The organism is Pandoraea nosoerga (assembly GCF_902459585.1).
In the GTDB taxonomy this organism is placed as follows: domain Bacteria; phylum Pseudomonadota; class Gammaproteobacteria; order Burkholderiales; family Burkholderiaceae; genus Pandoraea; species Pandoraea nosoerga.
On the sequence record NZ_CABPSC010000005.1, the window covers coordinates 232,895 to 250,459 of the forward strand.

Genomic DNA, 17,565 nt, shown 5'->3' on the forward strand with positions numbered 1-17,565 from the left:
GGCGGGGCAGCCCCTGCGGCACCCCGCCGGCGTGGCGTCAGATCACCTGAAAACGGTGCGTGCCGTCGCGGCGAAGCTGTTCGACCAGACCGAACTCCCAGTCGAGATACGCCTGCATGGCCTCGGCCGCATTGTCCGTGCCCTCGTATGGCCGGCGATAGCGATCGTCGCGCGCGCTGGCCAGACGCGTCTCGCCCGACTCGAGCGGCAGCCCCGCGTTGATCCAGGCCTGCGTGCCGCCCTCGAGCACGACGATCTCGGCATCGGTCAGCGCTCGCAGATCGTTCGCGGCGAAGCGCGCGAGCAGACTCGAGCCGCAGGTGAGCACGTAGCGCTGAGCCGGTCCCACCTTGCGCAGCGCCTCGGCAAGGCGCGCGCGAATCACGAACCACGCCCCGGGAATATGACGTTTGACGTAATTCACGCCCGACGTGAAGTCGAGCACCGCGATCTGCCCGGGCAATGCCTCTTCCAGCCAACGCGCCAGCAGTGCGGGCGCGACCGTGGCCACCTCGGGCGCGCTTGGCGTGTGCAGCGGCCATCCACCCTGCGCGCTGCGCGCTTCGGCACCATGCGGCTCAACCACGTACACGGTCCACCCCATTTGCGCCAGCCAGGACCCGGTCATGTCGGCGCGCACGCCGTCGTCGTCGGCCAGCACGATCCACGCGCCCCGCACCGGCGCCTGATGATCCGTCTCCTGCACGAGCTGGCCGCCCGGCGCACTCGCGAAGTCGGGCAGATGCCCCGCGGCATACTCCTCGGGCGTGCGCACGTCGAAGCGGTACACGGTGCGTCCCGGCACGCCAAGCGAGGGCACATCCTCCAGCGCAATACGTCTGACACCGGCCCGGTCGGCCACGGCGCGCGCGCCCTCGCGCGCGACGGCCAGCGTGGCCTCGCGCACGGTCGCGGGGTGACGCCGGTCGGCGCCGCGCTCGAGCGTCTGGCCCGCCAGCGTCCAGCCGATGGTGCCGTTGCGCAGCGCCGCCACCGGGTTCGGCAAGCCGGCATTGACGAGCGATTGCGTGCCGATAATGCTGCGCGTGCGTCCCGCGCAGTTGACGATCACACGCGTGGCGGGGTCCGGCGCGAGTTCGCGCACGCGCAGCACCAGTTCGGCGCCGGGTACGCTCGTCGAGCCGGGAATGTTCATGGTCTGGTATTCGTCGAAGCGGCGCGCGTCCACGACGACGACGTCCGCCTCGGCGTCGAGCAGCGCCTTGACCTCCTGCGCCGAGAGTGACGGCGTATGGCGCAGTCCCTCCACCCACTCGCCGAACGCCTTGCTCGGTACGTTCACGTCGCGAAACACTTCACCGCCCGCGGCAATCCAGCCGCCCAGGCCGCCCGCGAGTCGATTGACGTCGGTATAGCCAAGCTTGCGCAACGCGGCGGCCGCGCGCGGCGTGAGGTCTTCGCCGCCGTACTCTCCATAGAGGACAATGCGCGTATCGCGGCGCGGAATGCGCGCCCACGCCTCGATCTCCACTCGCGAGAGCGGCAGGTTTGCCGCCCACAGCGGATGCGACTGCGCATACGGGTCTTCCTCGCGCACGTCGAGCAGCGCGATCTCCTCACCGGCGAGCAATGCGGCGCGCACGTCGTGATAGGTCAGCTCGGGAAGGGTCACCCCGGAAAAGTTCGTCTCGGCATGCCGGACGTCGTCGGCCGTCTGCGACGGCACATCGTTCGAATGAGAAGACACGGTGGTTCCTTGAATTCGAAACTTCGAAAGTTCGCAAAGTCGTGCGCAAGCGGATCGGCCATGCACCGAGGGCCGCGCGCGAAGGGCCATTGTGGCAGAAGCGGCCGGCGCACGCGCAGTGCCTCATGGTGCGCCGCGGCAAGCCGCATGCGGGCTCAGGCACGCTGCGCCGCACACCCCCACGGGTTGGGCAGATGGGCATTGGCATAGCCGGAGACGAAGCCGTGGCGCTCGCCGGTCTCGGAGTACACGCTGCGATGGACGGCGCCGATGTTCGCGCCGTACACGTGAATGCTCACGGACACGCGATCGTCGAACGCGTTGCTCACACGGTGAATGTCACCCAGGCGAGGCGAAAGCACCTCCACATCGCCCGGCGCGAGCCGCACCGGCTCGCCGGCGACCACCGGAACACCGCCGGCATCGAGCACGTAAGGCTGGGAGTCCTCCGCGCCGCGCAACATGCCGATCAGCCCCCACACGGTGTGATCGTGTATCGGTGTGCGCTGTCCCGGCCCCCACACGAAGCTCACGATACAAAAGCGCTGCGCCGAGTCGCAATGCAGCAGATATTGCTGGTAATGCTCGGGATGGGCCTGTGCGAAGGGCGCCGGCAGCCAGTCGTCGCGCGCGACGAGCTGGGCAAGCAGTCCCGCGCCTTCTTCGAGCAGCGTGCTCTCGTGCGGACGGCGCTCCAGCAGCCGCGAAAACGCGGCGACGAAGGTGCGCAACGGATCGAGCGCATCGTAATCGCGCCTGGACAGGTCATGCCGGGCCGTGGCGGATGCCACGTCGCACGGTGCTGCGGTGATGCCAACGGTCATACGGATTCCTGAAAAGCAGCGAGCGCGCGCCGGCCGGCCGCGCCCAGAATGGTGTCGTTCTGCGGCGTGTGGATGCGGCTGCACAGCACGTCGCGATGGTGGCGCTCGAGCGGATTGTGGCGCGACAGGCCGTGATTGCCGGAGAGCTGCAACGCCAGTTCGAGCGCCCGAATGGCATTGCCCGTGACGGTGAACTTGAGCGCGCCGCTGGCGATGTCGTCATCGGGCTGGCCCGCATCGGCTGCGGCGGCAGCGGCGTCGAGCAGGCGCTGATTGACGTGCAGCAGCGTGGCGATCTCGCCCACCGTCTCCTGCACGCGCGCCACGCTCGCCAGTGGCGCGCCGAGATTGCCGGGCACCCGTGTGTTGAGAAACGCGACGAGCCAATCGAGGCCGGCGCGCGCCACGGCGTCATAAAGCGTGCCGAGCAGCACGCTCATCCACGCCTGTTGCTCGATGTGCGCATCGTTGTCGCGCTGGCCGGTGCCGGCGGGCGCCCACTCGTGCAGCGGGCGGATGTCCACGGCATTGCCGAACGGCAGGTCGATGTCCTCGAGAATCACTTCGTGACTGCCCGACGCACGCAGCCCCAGATGGTCCCAGTTCGGCACGACGCGAATGCCGGGGCGATCCGGTCTTTCGCGCGAACCGTCCGGCCGCGGCACCAGGAACACGCCGACGCGCGGCTCCGGCTCGTCGGTGCGCGCCCACACGGACAGCCAGCGCAGCGCCGGAATGCCCGTGCAGTAGAGCTTGCGCCCGGACAGTCGCCAGCCCGACGCCGTGCGCCGCGCCACGGTCGACGGCAAGCCGCCGCGCGCGGGGGTGCCCAGCTCGGGCTCCACGCGCAGGGCATTGATGAGCGCTCCGTCGCGCACGGCGCTCTCGAACACCTCGCGCCGCTGCGCCTCGGGCCAGCGGGTGCCCTCGCGCGCGAGCGAGCGGTGCTGCAGGTACGTCATCGTGAGCACGAGGGCCGTTGCCGACTCGCCGGCCGCCACGGCCGCGACGATACGCCGCGCAGTCGCCAGCCCGGCCCCGCCGCCACCGAACGCTCGCGGCACCACTTCGGCGATCAGGCCGTGGCGATGCAGCAACGCGAAATTCTCGAACGGGAAGCGCGCGTCGCGATCGAGCGCCGCCGCGCCTTCGGCGAGCGCTCGAGTGATGGGCGCGAGCAAGGCGTCGAGCGGGTTGAGCGGGTCGGGAGGACACATGATCGGGAATAAGCAAATACGCGCCAGGCGCAATGCGCCGGATTTCGCAACGTTCATAGCGTAAGGTGCGGCGCGCGTTCGCCCAACCATCCATATCGAATAATCTTTGCGAAAATGATTATTTAACGGCCGAAGATTGTTTGCGTAGGCTCACTCCCGTTCACCGTCTGTTCCGATCGATGGGCGTGTAGCGCAAACCGACCCACGTCGCCGTGCACGCGTCCCTTATCCCACATCAAGGAGAGCGTTCATGAGCGTCGAGATCATCGGCATGATCCAGAGCAGCAAGCAGTCCGAAATACATCCGCAGAAAGGTCCGGTCGTCGACCGCGACTACGTTCGCAACTTCGCCCGCGCTCACGAGCAGTCCGGTTTCGACCGCATTCTCGTGCCGCACCACTCCACGAGCCCGTCGGCCACGCTCACGATCGCCTATGCGTCGACCGTGACCGAGAACATCCACTTCATGCTCGCCCACCGTCCCGGCTTCGTCGCGCCGACGCTGGCCGCGCGCCAGATCGCGACCCTCGATCAATTCAGCGGCGGGCGTCTGGGCGTGCACTTCATCTCTGGCGGCTCCGACGCCGAACAGGCACGCGACGGCGATTTTCTCTCGCACGACGAGCGCTACGCGCGCACCGACGAATACCTCGGCATCCTGCGTCGCATCTGGACCGAGGACGAGCCGTTCGATCACGACGGCAAGTACTACCGATTCAAGCAGGGCTTCTCGGAGGTCAAGCCGGTGCAGCAGCCGCACGTGCCGATCTTCTTCGGCGGCGCGTCGCAAGCCGCGCTCGAAGTCGCGGGCAAGCATGCCGATATCTACGCGCTGTGGGGTGAGTCACTCGACCAGGTGCGCGAACTCACGACGCGCGTGCGCGCCGCGGCCGCCGTGCACGGCCGCGCGCCGCGCTTCTCGGTGTCGTTCCGCCCGATCCTCGCCGAGACCGAGGAAAAGGCCTGGGCGCGCGCCGACCAGATCCTCGCGCAGGCGAAGGCCATTCGCGAAGCCGCCGGGCTGCCGCAAGGCTCGGCCCTGCAGAGCGAAGGCGCGCGCCGCCTGCTCGCCGCCGCCGACAAGGGCGCGCGTCTGGACAAGGTGCTGTGGACGGAGATCGCCAAGCTCATCGGCGGACGATCGAACTCGACGGCGCTCGTCGGCACGCCCGAACAGGTTGCCGACGCCCTGCTCGACTACTACGACCTCGGCGTGAGCACGTTCCTCATCCGCGGCTTCGATCCGCTGGGCGACGCAATCGACTACGGTCGCGAGCTGATCCCGCGCGTGCGTGCGCTGGTCGCCGAGCGCGATCGCCAGAACGCCGCGGCGCGCCGCGCCGCATAAGTCCCGGCCCCTTCGCTTCCCAGGAGAATCCGACATGGCCGCCGTACTGCCCATCGACACGCAAACGCCCACCGCGAGCGCCCCGAGCGCGCCGCAGCCGACGCGCACCACGCCGAGCGGGCTCGTGCTCAACGCCGCGCCGCAGCAACGCTTCTGGTTCGACCCGCCGCCGGTGCGCACCGACGTGATCGCCGAGCGCCGCCACCGCCAGACGCGTCTGGCCGCCGCCTTTCGCATCTTCGCGCGCCACGGCTTCGACCTCGGTCTCGCCGGACACATCACCGCACGCGACCCCGAGCTGACCGATCACTTCTGGGTCAATCCGCTTGGCGTGCACTTCTCGCGCATCAAGGTCTCCGACCTGCTGCTCGTGAACAGCAAGGGCGAGACGGTCGTGGGCGACAGGCCGCTCAACAAGGCCGCCTTCGCGATTCACGCGGCGATCCACGAAGCGCATCCGCATCTCGTGGCCGCGGCGCACACGCATTCGACCTACGGCAAGGCGTGGTCCACGCTGGGCCGCACGCTCGATCCGCTCACGCAGGACTCGTGCGGCTTCTTCGAGGATCACGCGCTGTTCGACGACTTCACCGGCATGGTGGTCGACGACAGCGAAGGCCAGCGTATCGCGAACGCGCTGCGCAAGCCCGACGGCAGCGGCACCGTGAAGGGCGCGATCCTGAAGAACCACGGCATTCTCACCGCGGGTCCGACCGTGGAAGCGGCCGCGTGGTGGTACATCGCGCTGGAGAACGCCGCGCACACGCAGTTGCTCGCCGAAGCCGCCGGCAAGCCGCAACCCATCGACGAGACCACCGCGCGCCACACGCACAGCCAGGTCGGCGGGCCCGAGGGCGCGTTGTACTCGTTCGAGAGTCTGTACGAAGGGCTCGTCGAGGCCGAGCCCGATCTGCTCGACTGAACGGCCGTCCCACCATCATCAAAAATCCAGGGGAGTCGTACCCATGAAGTTCCGCCACACCGCCAAGTCGTCCCACATCGCGCCGGGCAGCACGAGCGCGCAGGACATTCACACCGGGCGCCGCAAGGCGCTGCGCGCGGGTGCCGCCGCCGCCCTCGCCGCGCCCGCGTTGCTGCTGGGCCGACGCGCCTGGTCGCAACCGCGCAAGCTCACTTTCGCGTGGAATCAGAACTCGTTCTGCCTCACGCCGATCGTGGCCGCGCAGGAGCGTGGGTTCTTCGAGAAGAACGGTCTGCAGGTCGATCTGATCAACTACAGCGGCTCGACCGATCAGTTGCTCGAGTCGATCGCCACGGGCAAGGCCGACGCCGCCGTGGGCATGATCCACCGCTGGCTCAAGCCGCTCGAAGCCGGCTTCGACGTGAAGATCATTGGCAGCTCGCACGGCGGCTGCGTGCGCCTGCTTGGCGCGAAGGCCGCCGGCGTGAGCACGCTCGCGTCGCTCAAGGGCAAGACCATCGGCGTGTCGGACCTCGCCGCGCCCGGCAAGCACTTCTTCCAGATCCTGCTCTCCAAGCATGGCATCGACGCCGATCGCGACGTCACGTGGCGCCAGTACCCGGCCGACCTGCTCGGCGTCGCCGTCGACAAGGGCGAGATTCAGGCCATCGCCGACGGCGACCCGAACCTGTACCTGCTGGAAAAACGCACCAACGGCGCCTACGTGGAGCTGGCGACGAACCTTACCGGCGAGTACGCGCGCAAGGTGTGCTGCGTGATCGGCGCGCGCGGCGAACTGGTACGCAACGACCGGGCGGCGGCCAGCGCGCTCGCACGCTCGATCGTGCAGGCGACCGACTTCGTCAACGAGAACCCGAACGAGGCGGCGAAGATCTTCGCCAAGTACTCGCCGAAGATCAGCCCGGAGGATCTGCGCAAGCTCTACGCGACCCTCACCTACACCCATCATCCGACCGGCGTGGACCTGCGCGACGAGATCGCATTCTTCGCCGACGATTTCCGCCGCATCGGCGTGCTCAAGAAAACGACCGATCCGCAGAAACTGGCGCAACACGTCTACGCCAACGTCCTGGGATAAAACGACCATGAGTGCCATTCTCGACAACGCTGCGCTGCGCGGGGCTTCGCCCGCCGCGGCGCTGGAACTCGCCGAACAGATCGACGGCGCGACGCTGCGCACGGGCGCGGCCGCGGCGGCGCCGCGCCTGGACGAGATCGACATCGACCAGCTATTCGCCGCACCGCGCACCGCACCCCTATGGGGCGTGGGCTTCGCCGCCGCGCTGGCGTGGGCCGCGCTCGGTGCGCTCACGCTGCGCTGGCCCAACAAGGTCGTCGGCTTCTCGGACTGGGCCTTTACCGACGAGTTAGGCGCCGTGGCGCTGGTCGTCGCCGCGGCACTCGCCGTTGTGTCGGTTGCCGCACGCGCCACGCCGCCGCTGCTGCGCGCGCGCGAAGCGCTCACCGGGGCGGGTCCGTGGCTCGTCGCCATCGCGCTGGGGCTGGCCGCCTGGGAGATTCTCACGGCCAAGACCGGCACGCTGCCCACGCCGTTTTTCGCCCCGCCGCAGGCGCTCATCGAGGTCTACACCGACGACTGGCGGCGGCTTGGCGACAGCGCCGTCAACACGCTCAGGCTGCTCGGCATCGGCTTCGGACTCGGCGCCATCGCGGGCTTTCTGATCGGGGTGTCGATCGGCTGGTCGCGCGCCATCGGCTACTGGGTGCATCCGGTGCTGCGCGTGCTCGGGCCGGTGCCGGCCACCGCGCTGCTGCCGCTCACGTTCTACTTCTTCCCGTCGAGCTACTCGGCCGCCGCGTTTCTGATCGCCCTGTCGACGGCATTCCCGGTGGCGGTGCTCACGTGGTCGGGCGTCGCCGGCGTGAACAAGAGCTACTACGACGTAGCGCGCACGCTTGGCGCGTCCGATGCGTTTCTCGTGTTTCGCGTCGCGATCCCCGCGGCGTTGCCCAACGTCTTCGTCGGCCTGTTCATGGGCCTGGGCGCGTCGTTCTCGGTGCTCGTCACGGCCGAGATGATGGGGGTGAAGTCGGGCCTGGGCTGGTACCTCACGTGGGCGCAAGGCTGGGCTTCCTACGTGAACATGTACGCCGCGCTGATCGTCATGGCCCTGCTCTTTTCGGGCGTCATCACCCTGCTCTTCACCGTTCGCGATCGCGCGCTCGCCTGGCAGAAAGGAACCGTGAAATGGTAAGTCCCGCTACGTCCAAGGTTTCGCGCGAAGCCGCCACGCCGCACGCGGTGGCGCCCGGCGGCGAAGGGTACGTCGATGGGTACGTCGATGCCGGATGCGCCAGTGTCGGCGCCCTCGCCAGCGCCAGCGACAGCGGCGCACGGATCGACATTCGCGGGGTGAGCCACTGGTTCGGCACGCGCCAATCGCCCCTGCAGGTGCTCGACGGCGTGGACCTGAGCGTCGCGCCCGGCGAATTCGTCGCACTGCTCGGTCCCAGCGGCTGCGGCAAGTCCACGCTGCTGCGCCTCGTGGCCGGTCTCGAGACGGCCACGCGCGGCACGATCACCCAGGACGGCGCCGCCATCACGCGTCCCGACCCGTCGCGCATCGTGGTGTTTCAGGACCCGACGCTATACCCGTGGCGCCGCGTGCGCGAGAACGTGGCGCTAGGCCTCCAGGCGCGCGGCGTGCTCGCGAAGGAGCGTCAGCGCGTGGACGCCGCGCTCGCGCGCGTCGGGCTGTCCGAATTCGCCGACGCCTTCGCGCATCAGCTCTCCGGGGGCATGGCGCAGCGCGTGGCGCTTGCGCGAGCCCTCGTCAACGATCCGCGCCTGCTGGTGCTCGACGAGCCGCTAGGCAAGCTCGACTCACTCACCCGCATGGCCATGCAAAGCGAGCTGGTCGAGCTGTGGCAGCGCGCCGGCTTCTCCGCGCTGCTCGTCACGCACGACGTCGAGGAGGCACTGTTCCTCGCACAGCGCGTGATCGTGTTCAGCCCGCGGCCGGCGCGCATCGTCGCGCAATTGCGCGTCGATCTGCCGTATCCGCGCCATCGCGGCGATGCGCGCATTACCGAACTGCGCCACGAGGCGCTGCGACATCTGGGGCTCGATGCAAGCTGGTGAGCGTATGGCGTGCGTCGCGGCAGGCACACGGTCCACGCGGGATCCATCGAGGCGTGCCATGTCACCGGGTTCGTCCTGGGAGCGGACGCGATGACATTGCCTCCGACGCATGGGTGGCTCAACGCCTTGCTGCACACCCTGCAATCGATTCAGGCGCTCGGACTCGACGCGCTCTACGCACTCGGACTCACCGACGCCTCCCACGGTGCGCCCGCGTGGCCGTGGAGCGTTCGCATCGCGGGAGAAAATCTCGTCATCGACGTCGCCTTGGCCCGGCAGTTCGCATGGATGCTCGCCGCGCTCGTGTTCGCGCTCGTTTGCCTGCTGCTCGCGCTTGCGTGGCGACGCGCCCGGCGCTGGCTGCTGGGCGCAGGCCTGCTTGCGCTCGTGATCGCACCATGGCCGTCGCCTTCGCTGTGGCTGGGCACGGCGGTGCCGACGAGCTTTCACACCAGTCCGACAGGCTTCACTGTGCAGAGCATCGCGCGCGGGGAGCGCGTGTATGCGGCGAACTGCGTGGCCTGCCATGGCGTCGACGGGCGCGGCGAGGGGCCGCTGGCCGCCACGCTGCGCCGCTGGCCGCCGACCATGGCCAGTGCGCTGCTCAGCCGGCGCGCCGACGGCGAGCTCTTCTGGCACGTGTTGTACGGCATGCGCGATGCGCAGGGCGTGACCATGCCAGGCTTCGCGGGGCGCCTGAGCGATCGCGAAATCTGGTCCGCGCTCGACTACATGCGAGTCCTGTCCGCGTCGGCGGGCATGGCGGCGGGCGGCAGTTGGCCCGTGCCGCTGGCGCTGCCGTCGCTCGTCGTCAAATGCGGCAACGCGCCGGCGCGCGAGCTCGCCGACTGGCGCGGCCGTCAACGCGTGCGGATCGTGGCCGTGGACGCCGCGCATCCGCCGCCATTCGAAGATCCGCGCTTCCTCACGCTGCTGTTGCGGCAGGACCCCACGGCGACGGTCACCGCCGTGGCCGACGCGAACCGCACCGTGTCAGCGCCACGTTTGCTGCGCGTGAAAGCCACCGCGAACGGGGCGCGCGCCGCCAACGTCACCCGCCTGCTCGGCGAGCGCGCCGATTGCGTGGCCGATGCACCGCAAGCATGGACCGTCTTCGCGCAGATCGCCGGGCAACCGCCCTCGGCGCTGGCGGGCACCGAGTGGCTGGCCGATCGCGACGGATGGCTGCGCGCGCTGGCGCCGGCAGGACGCCGCGGCTGGGCCAGCGGCGGCCTGATGTGCACCACGACGACGGCCCCGCCATCCGACGCGGCGGGCGGCGACGCGCCGCAAGCACGCCGCGCCGATCCCCTCACCGCCACGCTGCGCCAGATGGACAACGACCCCGTGCGTTTCGTGAAGGGTGGTTTCGTCCATTGAACGCCCGTTTCCTCGACCTTTCCCTGGCTTTCTCACCGATTTTTTCCGACTCCGACAGGCTCTCTCATGACGATTTCCCGACGCTGCTTCCTTCAGTACGTCACGACTTGCGGCGCAACCGGTGCGCTGAGCGCACTCGCCGCGCCCGGACTCGCGCTGGCCCAATCCGGGCGGCCGGTGCTCAGGGCCGGCGACCAGAAGGGCGGCCTGCGTGCGCTGCTCGAAGCGGCCGACGCGCTGCGGCAACTGCCCTACGACATCCAGTGGACCGAGTTCCCGGCCGCCGCGCCGCTGGCCGAAGCGCTCAACGCCGGAGCGGTCGATTGCGGACCGATCGGCGACGCGCCGGTGATCTTCGCGCTGTCGGCCGGCGCGGCGATCAAGATCATCGGGGCGAACCGCTCGGACGCATACGGGACGGCCGTCATCGTGCGGCCTGACGCCACGCTGCGCACCGCCGCCGACCTCAAGGGCAAGAACGTGGGCACGACGCGCGGCTCCATCGGCCATTTCGTGACGCTCAAGGCCATCACGGCCGCAGGTCTCGCGCCGGCTGACGTGAATTTCCGCTTTCTGCCCCCGGCCGACACGATCACCGCGCTGGCGAGCGGGTCGGTCGATGCGTGGGCCACATGGGAGCCGTACACCGCCGTGGCGCAGACGACGGGACGCGGCCGCGTGCTCGTCAATGGCCGCGGGCTATGGTCCGGGCTGAGCTATCTGGCGGCCACCGACGCCGCCGTTGCCGCCAAGGCGGAGATCCTGCGCGACTTTCTCGCGCGCGTCGTGCGGGCGCAGGCGTGGTCGTACCAGCACGTGGATGCATTTTCCGCGGCCATGGCGCGCATCATCGGCATTCCACCCGAGGCGGCCAAGCTGCAGTTTTCGCGACGCGCGACGAAGTGGTGCAACATCGACGATGCCCTCGTGGCCGAGCAGCAACGCACCGCCGACTTCTATTCGCATGTGGGGTTGCTGCGCCAGCCGCTCGACGTCAAGCCCACGTTCGACCGGCGATTTCCTATCGGGGTCTGACGCGACGCGTCCCCTCCGGCGGCGTTTCAGCGGCGCTCGCGGCACCATTTCCGATGCCGACCATGCGCAGGCAGGCGCTGGCGTTCGCCGCCATGCCTCGTCTCGCACACGTCGGCGAGCTGAAGGCGAGCGCCATCGTGTGGTAGCGTGGCGCCTTTGCCCACGCGGCACGTCCGCCGCCCCCGCCCACCATGCTCGATTTCGACGCCGACGCCCTGATGCGTCTCGTGACCACGCCCATGCCGTTCGGCAAGCACAAGGGCACGCTCATCGCCGATCTGCCCGGCAACTATCTGAGCTGGTTCGCGCGCGAGGGCTTTCCCCCGGGCGACATCGGCCGCCTGCTTGCGCTCATGCACGAGATCGACCACAACGCCTTGGGCGATCTGCTGCGACCGCTGCGCGCACGGGCGCAGGCCGCGCCTCGAAAATGACCCGCGACGGGCCGCGATCCGTCGATCCGCGCCGCCCGCCATCCAACGCGCCCCGTCAGCCGGTGCAGAGCATTGGCGGCAGACGGCGACGCACCCACTGCGTCTGCTGCTCGTGGGCGTGTGCCAGTTGGAGGACCGCAAAGTCCGCCTGCGCGGGGCCGATGATCTGCAGCCCCATCGGCAAGCCTCGCGCGTCGAAGCCGACCGGCACGCTGATCGCCGGCAAGCCGGCCAGCGTCGGGCCGATCACGACTTCCATCCAGCGGTGATAAGTGTCCATCGGCCTGCCGGCCACCGACGCCGGCCAATGCGTCTGCGCGTCGAACGGGAAGACCTGCGCCGCGGGCATGAGCAGAAAGTCGTAACGCTCGAAGAGCCGCGCCAGCGCGCGATACCATTCGCTGCGGTCGATCGACGCGCGGAACACGTCGGAAGCGCTCAGCGCCTCGCCGCCGGCCACTTCCCATTGGGCTTCGGGCTTGAGCCTGTCGCGCCGTGCCGGATCGGCATACATGTCGCCGAGCGAGCCGTTCACGAGCCAGTGGCGCAGGGTAAGCCACGTGCGCCAGAGCCGGTCCGGCGCGAAGTCGGGCCGGCACGGCTCGACCTCGCAGCCCATCGCCGTGAAATCGTGCAGCGCCGCCTCGCACAATGCCATCACGCCGTCTTCCATCGGCAAATGGCCGCCGTAGTCGCCGAGCCAGCCGAGTCGCAGACCCTTCACCTCGCGCGGCAAGGCGTTCGCGAAATCCGAGCCGCCCTGCGCAATCGAGAGCGGGCTGCGCGCGTCATAGCCCGCCTGCGTGGCGAGCAGTTGCGCGACGTCGGCAACCGTGCGGCCCATTGGCCCCTCGGTGCTCAGTTGCTGCACGAAGACTTCCGGGGCCGGACCATACGGCACGCGCCCCTGCGACGGCCGCAGACCGTACACGTTACCGAACGCCGCCGGGTTGCGCAGCGAGCCCATCATGTCGCTGCCGTCGGCCACCGGCAACAGGCGCAACGCCAATGCACTACCCGCACCGCCGCTGCTCCCGCCGGCGCAGCGCGTGGTGTCGTAGGCGTTGCGCGTGATGCCGAAGACAGGGTTGTAGCTGTGCGAGCCCAGACCGAACTCGGACACGTTGGTCTTGCCGACGAACACCGCGCCGGCCGCGCGAATGCGCCCGACGCTGATGCTGTCGTGCGTGTCGGCCGCCGCGCAGGTGAGCGGCGAGCCCTTGCGGGTGGGCAAGCCCGCACACGACGCGAGGTCCTTCACCGCATGCGGCATGCCGTGCATCCAGCCCAGGTATTGCCCGCTTGCGAGCTGACGGTCGCGCTCGTCGGCTTCGGCGAGCAGCACGTCGGTGTCGCGCAGCGACACGATCGCATTGACGGCGGGGTTGTATCGCGCAATATGCGCGAGATAGGCCTGCATGACCTCGCGGCACGACACGCGGCGCGTGCGAATCGCCTCGGACAGCGCAAGGGCGTCGAGCGCGACGATGTCGTCGAGCGAGTTCGGCAACGCGTGCGCGGCGTTGGCGGCGGGCGATGGGCAGGCCGCGCTCGATTGCGCGGCCGGGGACGGCGCGACGGCCATGTGTCTCTCTCCTTGGCGGGGGCGCCGCGCGTGGGCGACGCCGTTGTCTGACGCCATTGTCGGTCAAACCCGCCGGCACTGCCGAGGGATAATTGAATTTTCCCCCCGGCAGCGCAAAGCCGCGGCGCCAATCAGTGCGACAGCGCGTCCAGCCCGGTGGCTTCGACATCCTGCGCGGCGGCAGGCGCGGCCATGTACATCAACATCTTCCTCGCTGCTTCGGGATGCCGGGCGTTGACCGGCACCCCGCCCGCAAAGCGCGTGACCGACTGCAGCGACTCGGGGATCTTGCCCGCGAACGCCACCCCCTTGACCGGCAGCAGCTCGCTCACCTGTTGCAGGCCCAGCGCGTAATCGCCGGCCGCCACCTTCTCGGCGACCGGGGTCTTCTGCACCATCACGGCCTTGCCTCGCATCTGCTCGGCGATGCCCAGCTTGCGGAACAGTTCGCGCTCGACGTACACGCCGCTCGCACTGTCCGAATAGGCGACCGATCCGGCCGCAAGGAGCGCCGCCTTGAGCTTCTCCGGCGTGCTCACGTCGGGCACCGGTTCGCCGGCCCTCACGACCACGCCGATGCGCGAGTCCGCCAGATCGACGCGCGAGTCCGCGCGCACCTTGCCCGCCTTGATCAGATCATCGAGCGCGTAGCCGACCATGATGACCGCGTCGGCGGATTCTCCCCGTGCCAGACGGTTCGGGATCGCCTCGGGCGCCTTGCCCATCGACGGCCCCCACGCCGTATCGACGTGATCACCGCTCGCGGCCTCGAATTTCGGCAGCAGCCGCTTGTACGCGGCGGTGAAACCGCCGGAGTTCATCACGTGCAGGTCTTCCGCCTGTGCGGAGGCGGCGCCGAGCAGCGCGCTCGCGAGGATGCCCGCACCGAAGGCGGCAAGCAGGCGTCGGGGGGCACGCGCGCGTGCCAAAGCGGGAATGGCTTTCATGGGGTGTCTCGTCAGTGATGTTGTTGTGAAGCCACGGACATGCCGCCGCGGCGTTATGACACAAGGCATACGGCATACGGCCGCGCAAGGCAGCGGCCCGGGGCAACGCAGGACACAGAAGACGCGACGGTCGATCCATGCATGCCGCGCCTTCCGAGGCCAACTCGCGCGTCAGCCCGCCGCGCGAAGCCCGTCGGCATCGGCTCGGCGGCCCTGCCCGCCGGTGCGGCCACGGTAGAGCGCGAGCGTGGCGCAGATCGCGCACAGTGCGGCGAAGCTCATCCAGTAGCCCGGCGCCGCCTTGTCGCCCGTTGCGTGAATGAGGTACGTCGAGAGCGCCGGCGTGAACCCGCCGAAGATGGCCGTCGCCAGGCTATAGGCGAGCGAGAAGCCGGCCACACGCACGTCCTGCGGCATGACCTCGGTGAGCGCCGGAATCATTGCCCCGTTGTACATGCCGTACAGGAACGAGAGCCACAGCAGCACGAGGAGCATGCGCGCGAAGCTCGGCGCCTGCACGAGGAACGACAGCACCGGGTAGGCCGTCACCAGCGTGAGGCCCGCGAACAGCAGCAATACCGGACGGCGGCCGATGCGGTCCGACAGCGAGCCGCCGATCGGCAGCCAGATGAAGTTCGACACCCCGACGCACAGCGTGACGAGCAGTGCATCGGTGCTGCTCAGATGCAGCACGCTCTTGCCGAACGTCGGCGCATAGACGGTGATCAGGTAGAACGCCGTGGTGGTCAGCGCCACGAGCAGCGCGCCGCCGATCACGACGCCGGCGTTGGCGGCCATCGAACGAAAGACTTCGCCGAGCGCCGGGTGGCGCTTGCGCTGCCTGAACTCGTCGCTTTCCTGCAGCGAGCGACGCAGCGCGAAGATCACCGGCACGATCAGGCAGCCCACGAGGAAGGGCAGACGCCAGCCCCACGCACCGATCTGCTGCGCGGTGAGGGAAAGCGAGAGTGCGTAGCCGAGCGCGGCCGAGACCACGATGGCGACCTGCTGGCTCGCCGATTGCCAGCTCGTGTAGAAGCCCTTGCGGCCCGGCGTGGCGATTTCGGCCAGATAGACCGACACGCCGCCGAGTTCCGCGCCGGCCGAAAAGCCCTGCAGCAGCCGGCCGATCAGCACGAGCACCGGCGCGGCGAGACCGATGACCTCGTAGCCCGGCACGAACGCAATGAGGATCGTGCCGCTCGCCATGATGCCCAGCGTGGTGACCAGGCCCTTGCGGCGGCCCACCTTGTCGATGTAGGCGCCGAGCACGATGGCGCCCAGCGGTCGCATCAGGAAGCCCGCGCCGAACACGGCGAACGTCAGCATGAGGGACGCGAACTCGCTGTCGGTCGGGAAGAAGACGCGCGAGATCTGCGTGGCGTAGAAGCCGAAGAGGAAGAAGTCGAACTGCTCGAGGAAGTTGCCGGCCGTCACGCGCAGGACGGCGCCGGCTTTCGATGGGCGACGCGAAACCGCGTCTTGGGGGCGCTGTGACATGCGCTGTCTCCGTGTTGCCTGCGGCCCGGGGGATCGAGCCGCCAGTGAATCGTCGCACTGCATCTCTGCCATGGGGCGTGTTGCCCCATGAGGCGTGTTGCCCCGCCATGGACGCTTTTTGAAGCCGCCAATGTTGCGCTGGAAGTTCCCCGCTTGTGAATTGCAAGTTTTGGAAACATTGATGCATCCATGCTATCAATCGTGGGATGATGATGCGTCTGCCGAGCGGTAACGCTACAATCGCCGCACCCCGGCGTCGCGCGCCCGTTTCCTCCCGGATTCCTTGTGTCATGGCGATCAACTTCGATCTGAACGATTTGCAGGCCTTTCGCGCGGTCGCGCAGCTCGCGAGCTTTCGCCGCGCGGCCGAATCCATCCATATCTCGCAGCCGGCGCTCTCGCGGCGCATCGACAAGCTGGAGGATGCGCTCGGCGTGAAGCTCTTCGAGCGCAGCACCCGGCGCGTGGCGCTGACCAACGTCGGACGGGCGTTCGCGCGCGACGCCGAGCGCATTCTCGACGACCTCGACAATGCGTTGCTCGGCATTCGGGACGTGGCGTCGTCGAGCCTCGGGCACGTGACCATCGCCTGCGTGCCGTCGGCAGCCTATTACTTCATGCCGCAGGTCATTTCGCGTTATCACCGGGCGTTTCCGCGCATCCGCATCTCGGTGCTCGATGCGAGCGCGAACGAGGTGCTTGCGGCGGTCGTCAACGGCGAGGCGGATTTCGGGCTCAACTTCATCGGCAGTCAGGAGCCGAACGTCGAATTCAAGCTGCTGCTCCAGGAGCGATACGTGGCGGCGTGCCGGCGCGACCATCCGCTCGCCGGCAAGAAGCGCGTGACGTGGCGCGAGCTGTACGAATACGACTACATCACGGTGGGCAAGGTCTCGGGCAACCGGCTGTTGCTCGATCAGGCGCTCACCGGCCTACCGCAGCGCCCGCCGAGCATCTGCGAAACCCGGCATGTCACCACCATGCTCGGGCTCGTGGAAGCCGGCCTCGGCGTGGCGGCCGTTCCCACGATGGCCATGCCCGGCCGCGATCACCCGCTGCTCACGAGCGTGCCGTTGGTCGACCCGGTGGTCACGCGACGCGTGGGCATGATCCGCAGCAAGGCGCGTGCGCTCTCGCCTGCGGCGGCGCAGCTCTATCGTTACGTGGCCGAAATGAAGGCGCCGGGACGGCGGCGCGCAGGCGCCGAAGCGCTATAACCGGGTGGGCACGATTGCACGCCCGGTAACACTTTGTTACCCGTCTTACGAAAGCCGCAACATTGGCCGGACGGCGCGCGTGCGGGGCGTCTTTATACTTTGCAGCGCATCACAACGACTCGCATCACAACGACTCTTACCCAAGCCTCATGCTCAAGCGAATTTTCCCGATCGTGGCGGTTGCCACGCTGGCAGCAGCCACCTCCCTGACGGCCTCGGCCAGTGATATGAACAATGCCCTTGGCGGCGCGCTGGGCGGCGTCGCGGGCGCGGCCGTCGGCGGTGCGCTCGGCGGCAGCACCGGCGCAGTGGTGGGTGGCGCCG

General features: G+C 68.8%; 15 protein-coding genes. 9 read left to right on the plus strand and 6 right to left on the minus strand.

Going from position 1 to position 17,565, the window contains the following annotated elements; translation table 11 throughout:
- Positions 1–37 precede the first annotated feature (37 nt).
- From PNO31109_RS09350 to PNO31109_RS09360, 3 genes are all read right to left on the minus strand, one after another.
- Entirely contained in the window at positions 38–1,633 is a 1,596-nt protein-coding gene (locus PNO31109_RS09350; protein WP_244958153.1) for a rhodanese-related sulfurtransferase, read from the minus strand.
- A gap of 230 nt (positions 1,634–1,863) precedes the next feature.
- Positions 1,864–2,532: a cysteine dioxygenase family protein gene (locus tag PNO31109_RS09355; protein ID WP_150555327.1), complete on the minus strand. Its 669-nt coding sequence runs from the start codon at positions 2,530–2,532 to the stop codon at positions 1,864–1,866.
- Positions 2,529–3,749, minus strand: a complete 1,221-nt coding sequence (locus tag PNO31109_RS09360; RefSeq protein WP_150555357.1) for an acyl-CoA dehydrogenase family protein — start codon at positions 3,747–3,749, stop codon at positions 2,529–2,531. The genes PNO31109_RS09355 and PNO31109_RS09360 overlap by 4 nt, the downstream gene beginning before the upstream one ends.
- 250 nt (positions 3,750–3,999) lie before the next feature.
- Here PNO31109_RS09360 and PNO31109_RS09365 point away from each other — a divergent pair, with 250 nt between their 5' ends.
- The 8 genes from PNO31109_RS09365 to PNO31109_RS09400 all read left to right on the plus strand — a co-directional run bounded on the left by PNO31109_RS09365 (position 4,000) and on the right by PNO31109_RS09400 (position 11,992).
- On the plus strand, positions 4,000–5,097 hold the full coding sequence (locus PNO31109_RS09365; protein ID WP_150555328.1) for an LLM class flavin-dependent oxidoreductase: 1,098 nt from the start codon (positions 4,000–4,002) through the stop codon (positions 5,095–5,097).
- A 34-nt stretch (positions 5,098–5,131) separates the two neighbouring features.
- On the plus strand, positions 5,132–6,019 hold the full coding sequence (locus PNO31109_RS09370) for a class II aldolase/adducin family protein (RefSeq protein ID WP_150555329.1): 888 nt from the start codon (positions 5,132–5,134) through the stop codon (positions 6,017–6,019).
- Between the two features lie 43 nt (positions 6,020–6,062).
- Positions 6,063–7,118, plus strand: a complete 1,056-nt coding sequence (locus tag PNO31109_RS09375; RefSeq protein ID WP_370750015.1) for an ABC transporter substrate-binding protein — start codon at positions 6,063–6,065, stop codon at positions 7,116–7,118.
- Between the two features lie 7 nt (positions 7,119–7,125).
- A complete protein-coding gene (locus tag PNO31109_RS09380; RefSeq protein ID WP_241014200.1) occupies positions 7,126–8,256 on the plus strand; it encodes an ABC transporter permease in 1,131 nt (376 codons plus the stop codon).
- Positions 8,250–9,143, plus strand: coding sequence for an ABC transporter ATP-binding protein (locus PNO31109_RS09385; protein WP_150555330.1), 894 nt, complete (start codon positions 8,250–8,252; stop codon positions 9,141–9,143). The genes PNO31109_RS09380 and PNO31109_RS09385 overlap by 7 nt, the downstream gene beginning before the upstream one ends.
- 90 nt (positions 9,144–9,233) lie before the next feature.
- Entirely contained in the window at positions 9,234–10,523 is a 1,290-nt protein-coding gene (locus PNO31109_RS09390) for a c-type cytochrome (protein ID WP_150555331.1), read from the plus strand.
- A gap of 66 nt (positions 10,524–10,589) precedes the next feature.
- Positions 10,590–11,558 (plus strand): ABC transporter substrate-binding protein, encoded by a 969-nt coding sequence (locus tag PNO31109_RS09395; protein ID WP_150555332.1) that lies wholly within the window; start codon positions 10,590–10,592, stop codon positions 11,556–11,558.
- Positions 11,559–11,749: 191 nt separating this feature from the next.
- Positions 11,750–11,992: a DUF3820 family protein gene (locus PNO31109_RS09400; RefSeq protein WP_150555333.1), complete on the plus strand. Its 243-nt coding sequence runs from the start codon at positions 11,750–11,752 to the stop codon at positions 11,990–11,992.
- A 55-nt stretch (positions 11,993–12,047) separates the two neighbouring features.
- Here the strand turns inward: PNO31109_RS09400 and PNO31109_RS09405 are convergent, their stop codons facing one another.
- The 3 genes from PNO31109_RS09405 to PNO31109_RS09415 all read right to left on the minus strand — a co-directional run bounded on the left by PNO31109_RS09405 (position 12,048) and on the right by PNO31109_RS09415 (position 16,024).
- Positions 12,048–13,577, minus strand: a complete 1,530-nt coding sequence (locus tag PNO31109_RS09405) for an amidase (RefSeq protein ID WP_150555334.1) — start codon at positions 13,575–13,577, stop codon at positions 12,048–12,050.
- Positions 13,578–13,708: 131 nt separating this feature from the next.
- The gene (locus tag PNO31109_RS09410; protein ID WP_150555335.1) at positions 13,709–14,524 is read right to left on the minus strand and encodes a substrate-binding domain-containing protein; all 816 of its coding nucleotides are present in this window, start codon (positions 14,522–14,524) and stop codon (positions 13,709–13,711) included.
- A 171-nt stretch (positions 14,525–14,695) separates the two neighbouring features.
- Positions 14,696–16,024: an MFS transporter gene (locus tag PNO31109_RS09415; RefSeq protein ID WP_150555336.1), complete on the minus strand. Its 1,329-nt coding sequence runs from the start codon at positions 16,022–16,024 to the stop codon at positions 14,696–14,698.
- Between the two features lie 290 nt (positions 16,025–16,314).
- Here PNO31109_RS09415 and PNO31109_RS09420 point away from each other — a divergent pair, with 290 nt between their 5' ends.
- Positions 16,315–17,241, plus strand: coding sequence for a LysR family transcriptional regulator (locus PNO31109_RS09420; protein ID WP_150555337.1), 927 nt, complete (start codon positions 16,315–16,317; stop codon positions 17,239–17,241).
- Positions 17,242–17,565 lie beyond the last annotated feature (324 nt).

Excerpts from the sequence above, each read along its gene's own strand:
- PNO31109_RS09355 (WP_150555327.1), bottom strand. The coding sequence starts at position 2,532 with ATGACCGTTGGCATCACCGCAGCACCGTGCGACGTGGCATCCGCCACG.
- PNO31109_RS09360 (WP_150555357.1), bottom strand. The coding sequence starts at position 3,749 with ATGTGTCCTCCCGACCCGCTCAACCCGCTCGACGCCTTGCTCGCGCCC.
- PNO31109_RS09365 (WP_150555328.1), top strand. The coding sequence starts at position 4,000 with ATGAGCGTCGAGATCATCGGCATGATCCAGAGCAGCAAGCAGTCCGAA.
- PNO31109_RS09370 (WP_150555329.1), top strand. The coding sequence starts at position 5,132 with ATGGCCGCCGTACTGCCCATCGACACGCAAACGCCCACCGCGAGCGCC.
- PNO31109_RS09375 (WP_370750015.1), top strand. The coding sequence starts at position 6,063 with ATGAAGTTCCGCCACACCGCCAAGTCGTCCCACATCGCGCCGGGCAGC.
- PNO31109_RS09380 (WP_241014200.1), top strand. The coding sequence starts at position 7,126 with ATGAGTGCCATTCTCGACAACGCTGCGCTGCGCGGGGCTTCGCCCGCC.
- PNO31109_RS09385 (WP_150555330.1), top strand. The coding sequence starts at position 8,250 with ATGGTAAGTCCCGCTACGTCCAAGGTTTCGCGCGAAGCCGCCACGCCG.
- PNO31109_RS09390 (WP_150555331.1), top strand. The coding sequence starts at position 9,234 with ATGACATTGCCTCCGACGCATGGGTGGCTCAACGCCTTGCTGCACACC.
- PNO31109_RS09395 (WP_150555332.1), top strand. The coding sequence starts at position 10,590 with ATGACGATTTCCCGACGCTGCTTCCTTCAGTACGTCACGACTTGCGGC.
- PNO31109_RS09400 (WP_150555333.1), top strand. The coding sequence starts at position 11,750 with ATGCTCGATTTCGACGCCGACGCCCTGATGCGTCTCGTGACCACGCCC.
- PNO31109_RS09405 (WP_150555334.1), bottom strand. The coding sequence starts at position 13,577 with ATGGCCGTCGCGCCGTCCCCGGCCGCGCAATCGAGCGCGGCCTGCCCA.
- PNO31109_RS09410 (WP_150555335.1), bottom strand. The coding sequence starts at position 14,524 with ATGAAAGCCATTCCCGCTTTGGCACGCGCGCGTGCCCCCCGACGCCTG.
- PNO31109_RS09415 (WP_150555336.1), bottom strand. The coding sequence starts at position 16,024 with ATGTCACAGCGCCCCCAAGACGCGGTTTCGCGTCGCCCATCGAAAGCC.
- PNO31109_RS09420 (WP_150555337.1), top strand. The coding sequence starts at position 16,315 with ATGGCGATCAACTTCGATCTGAACGATTTGCAGGCCTTTCGCGCGGTC.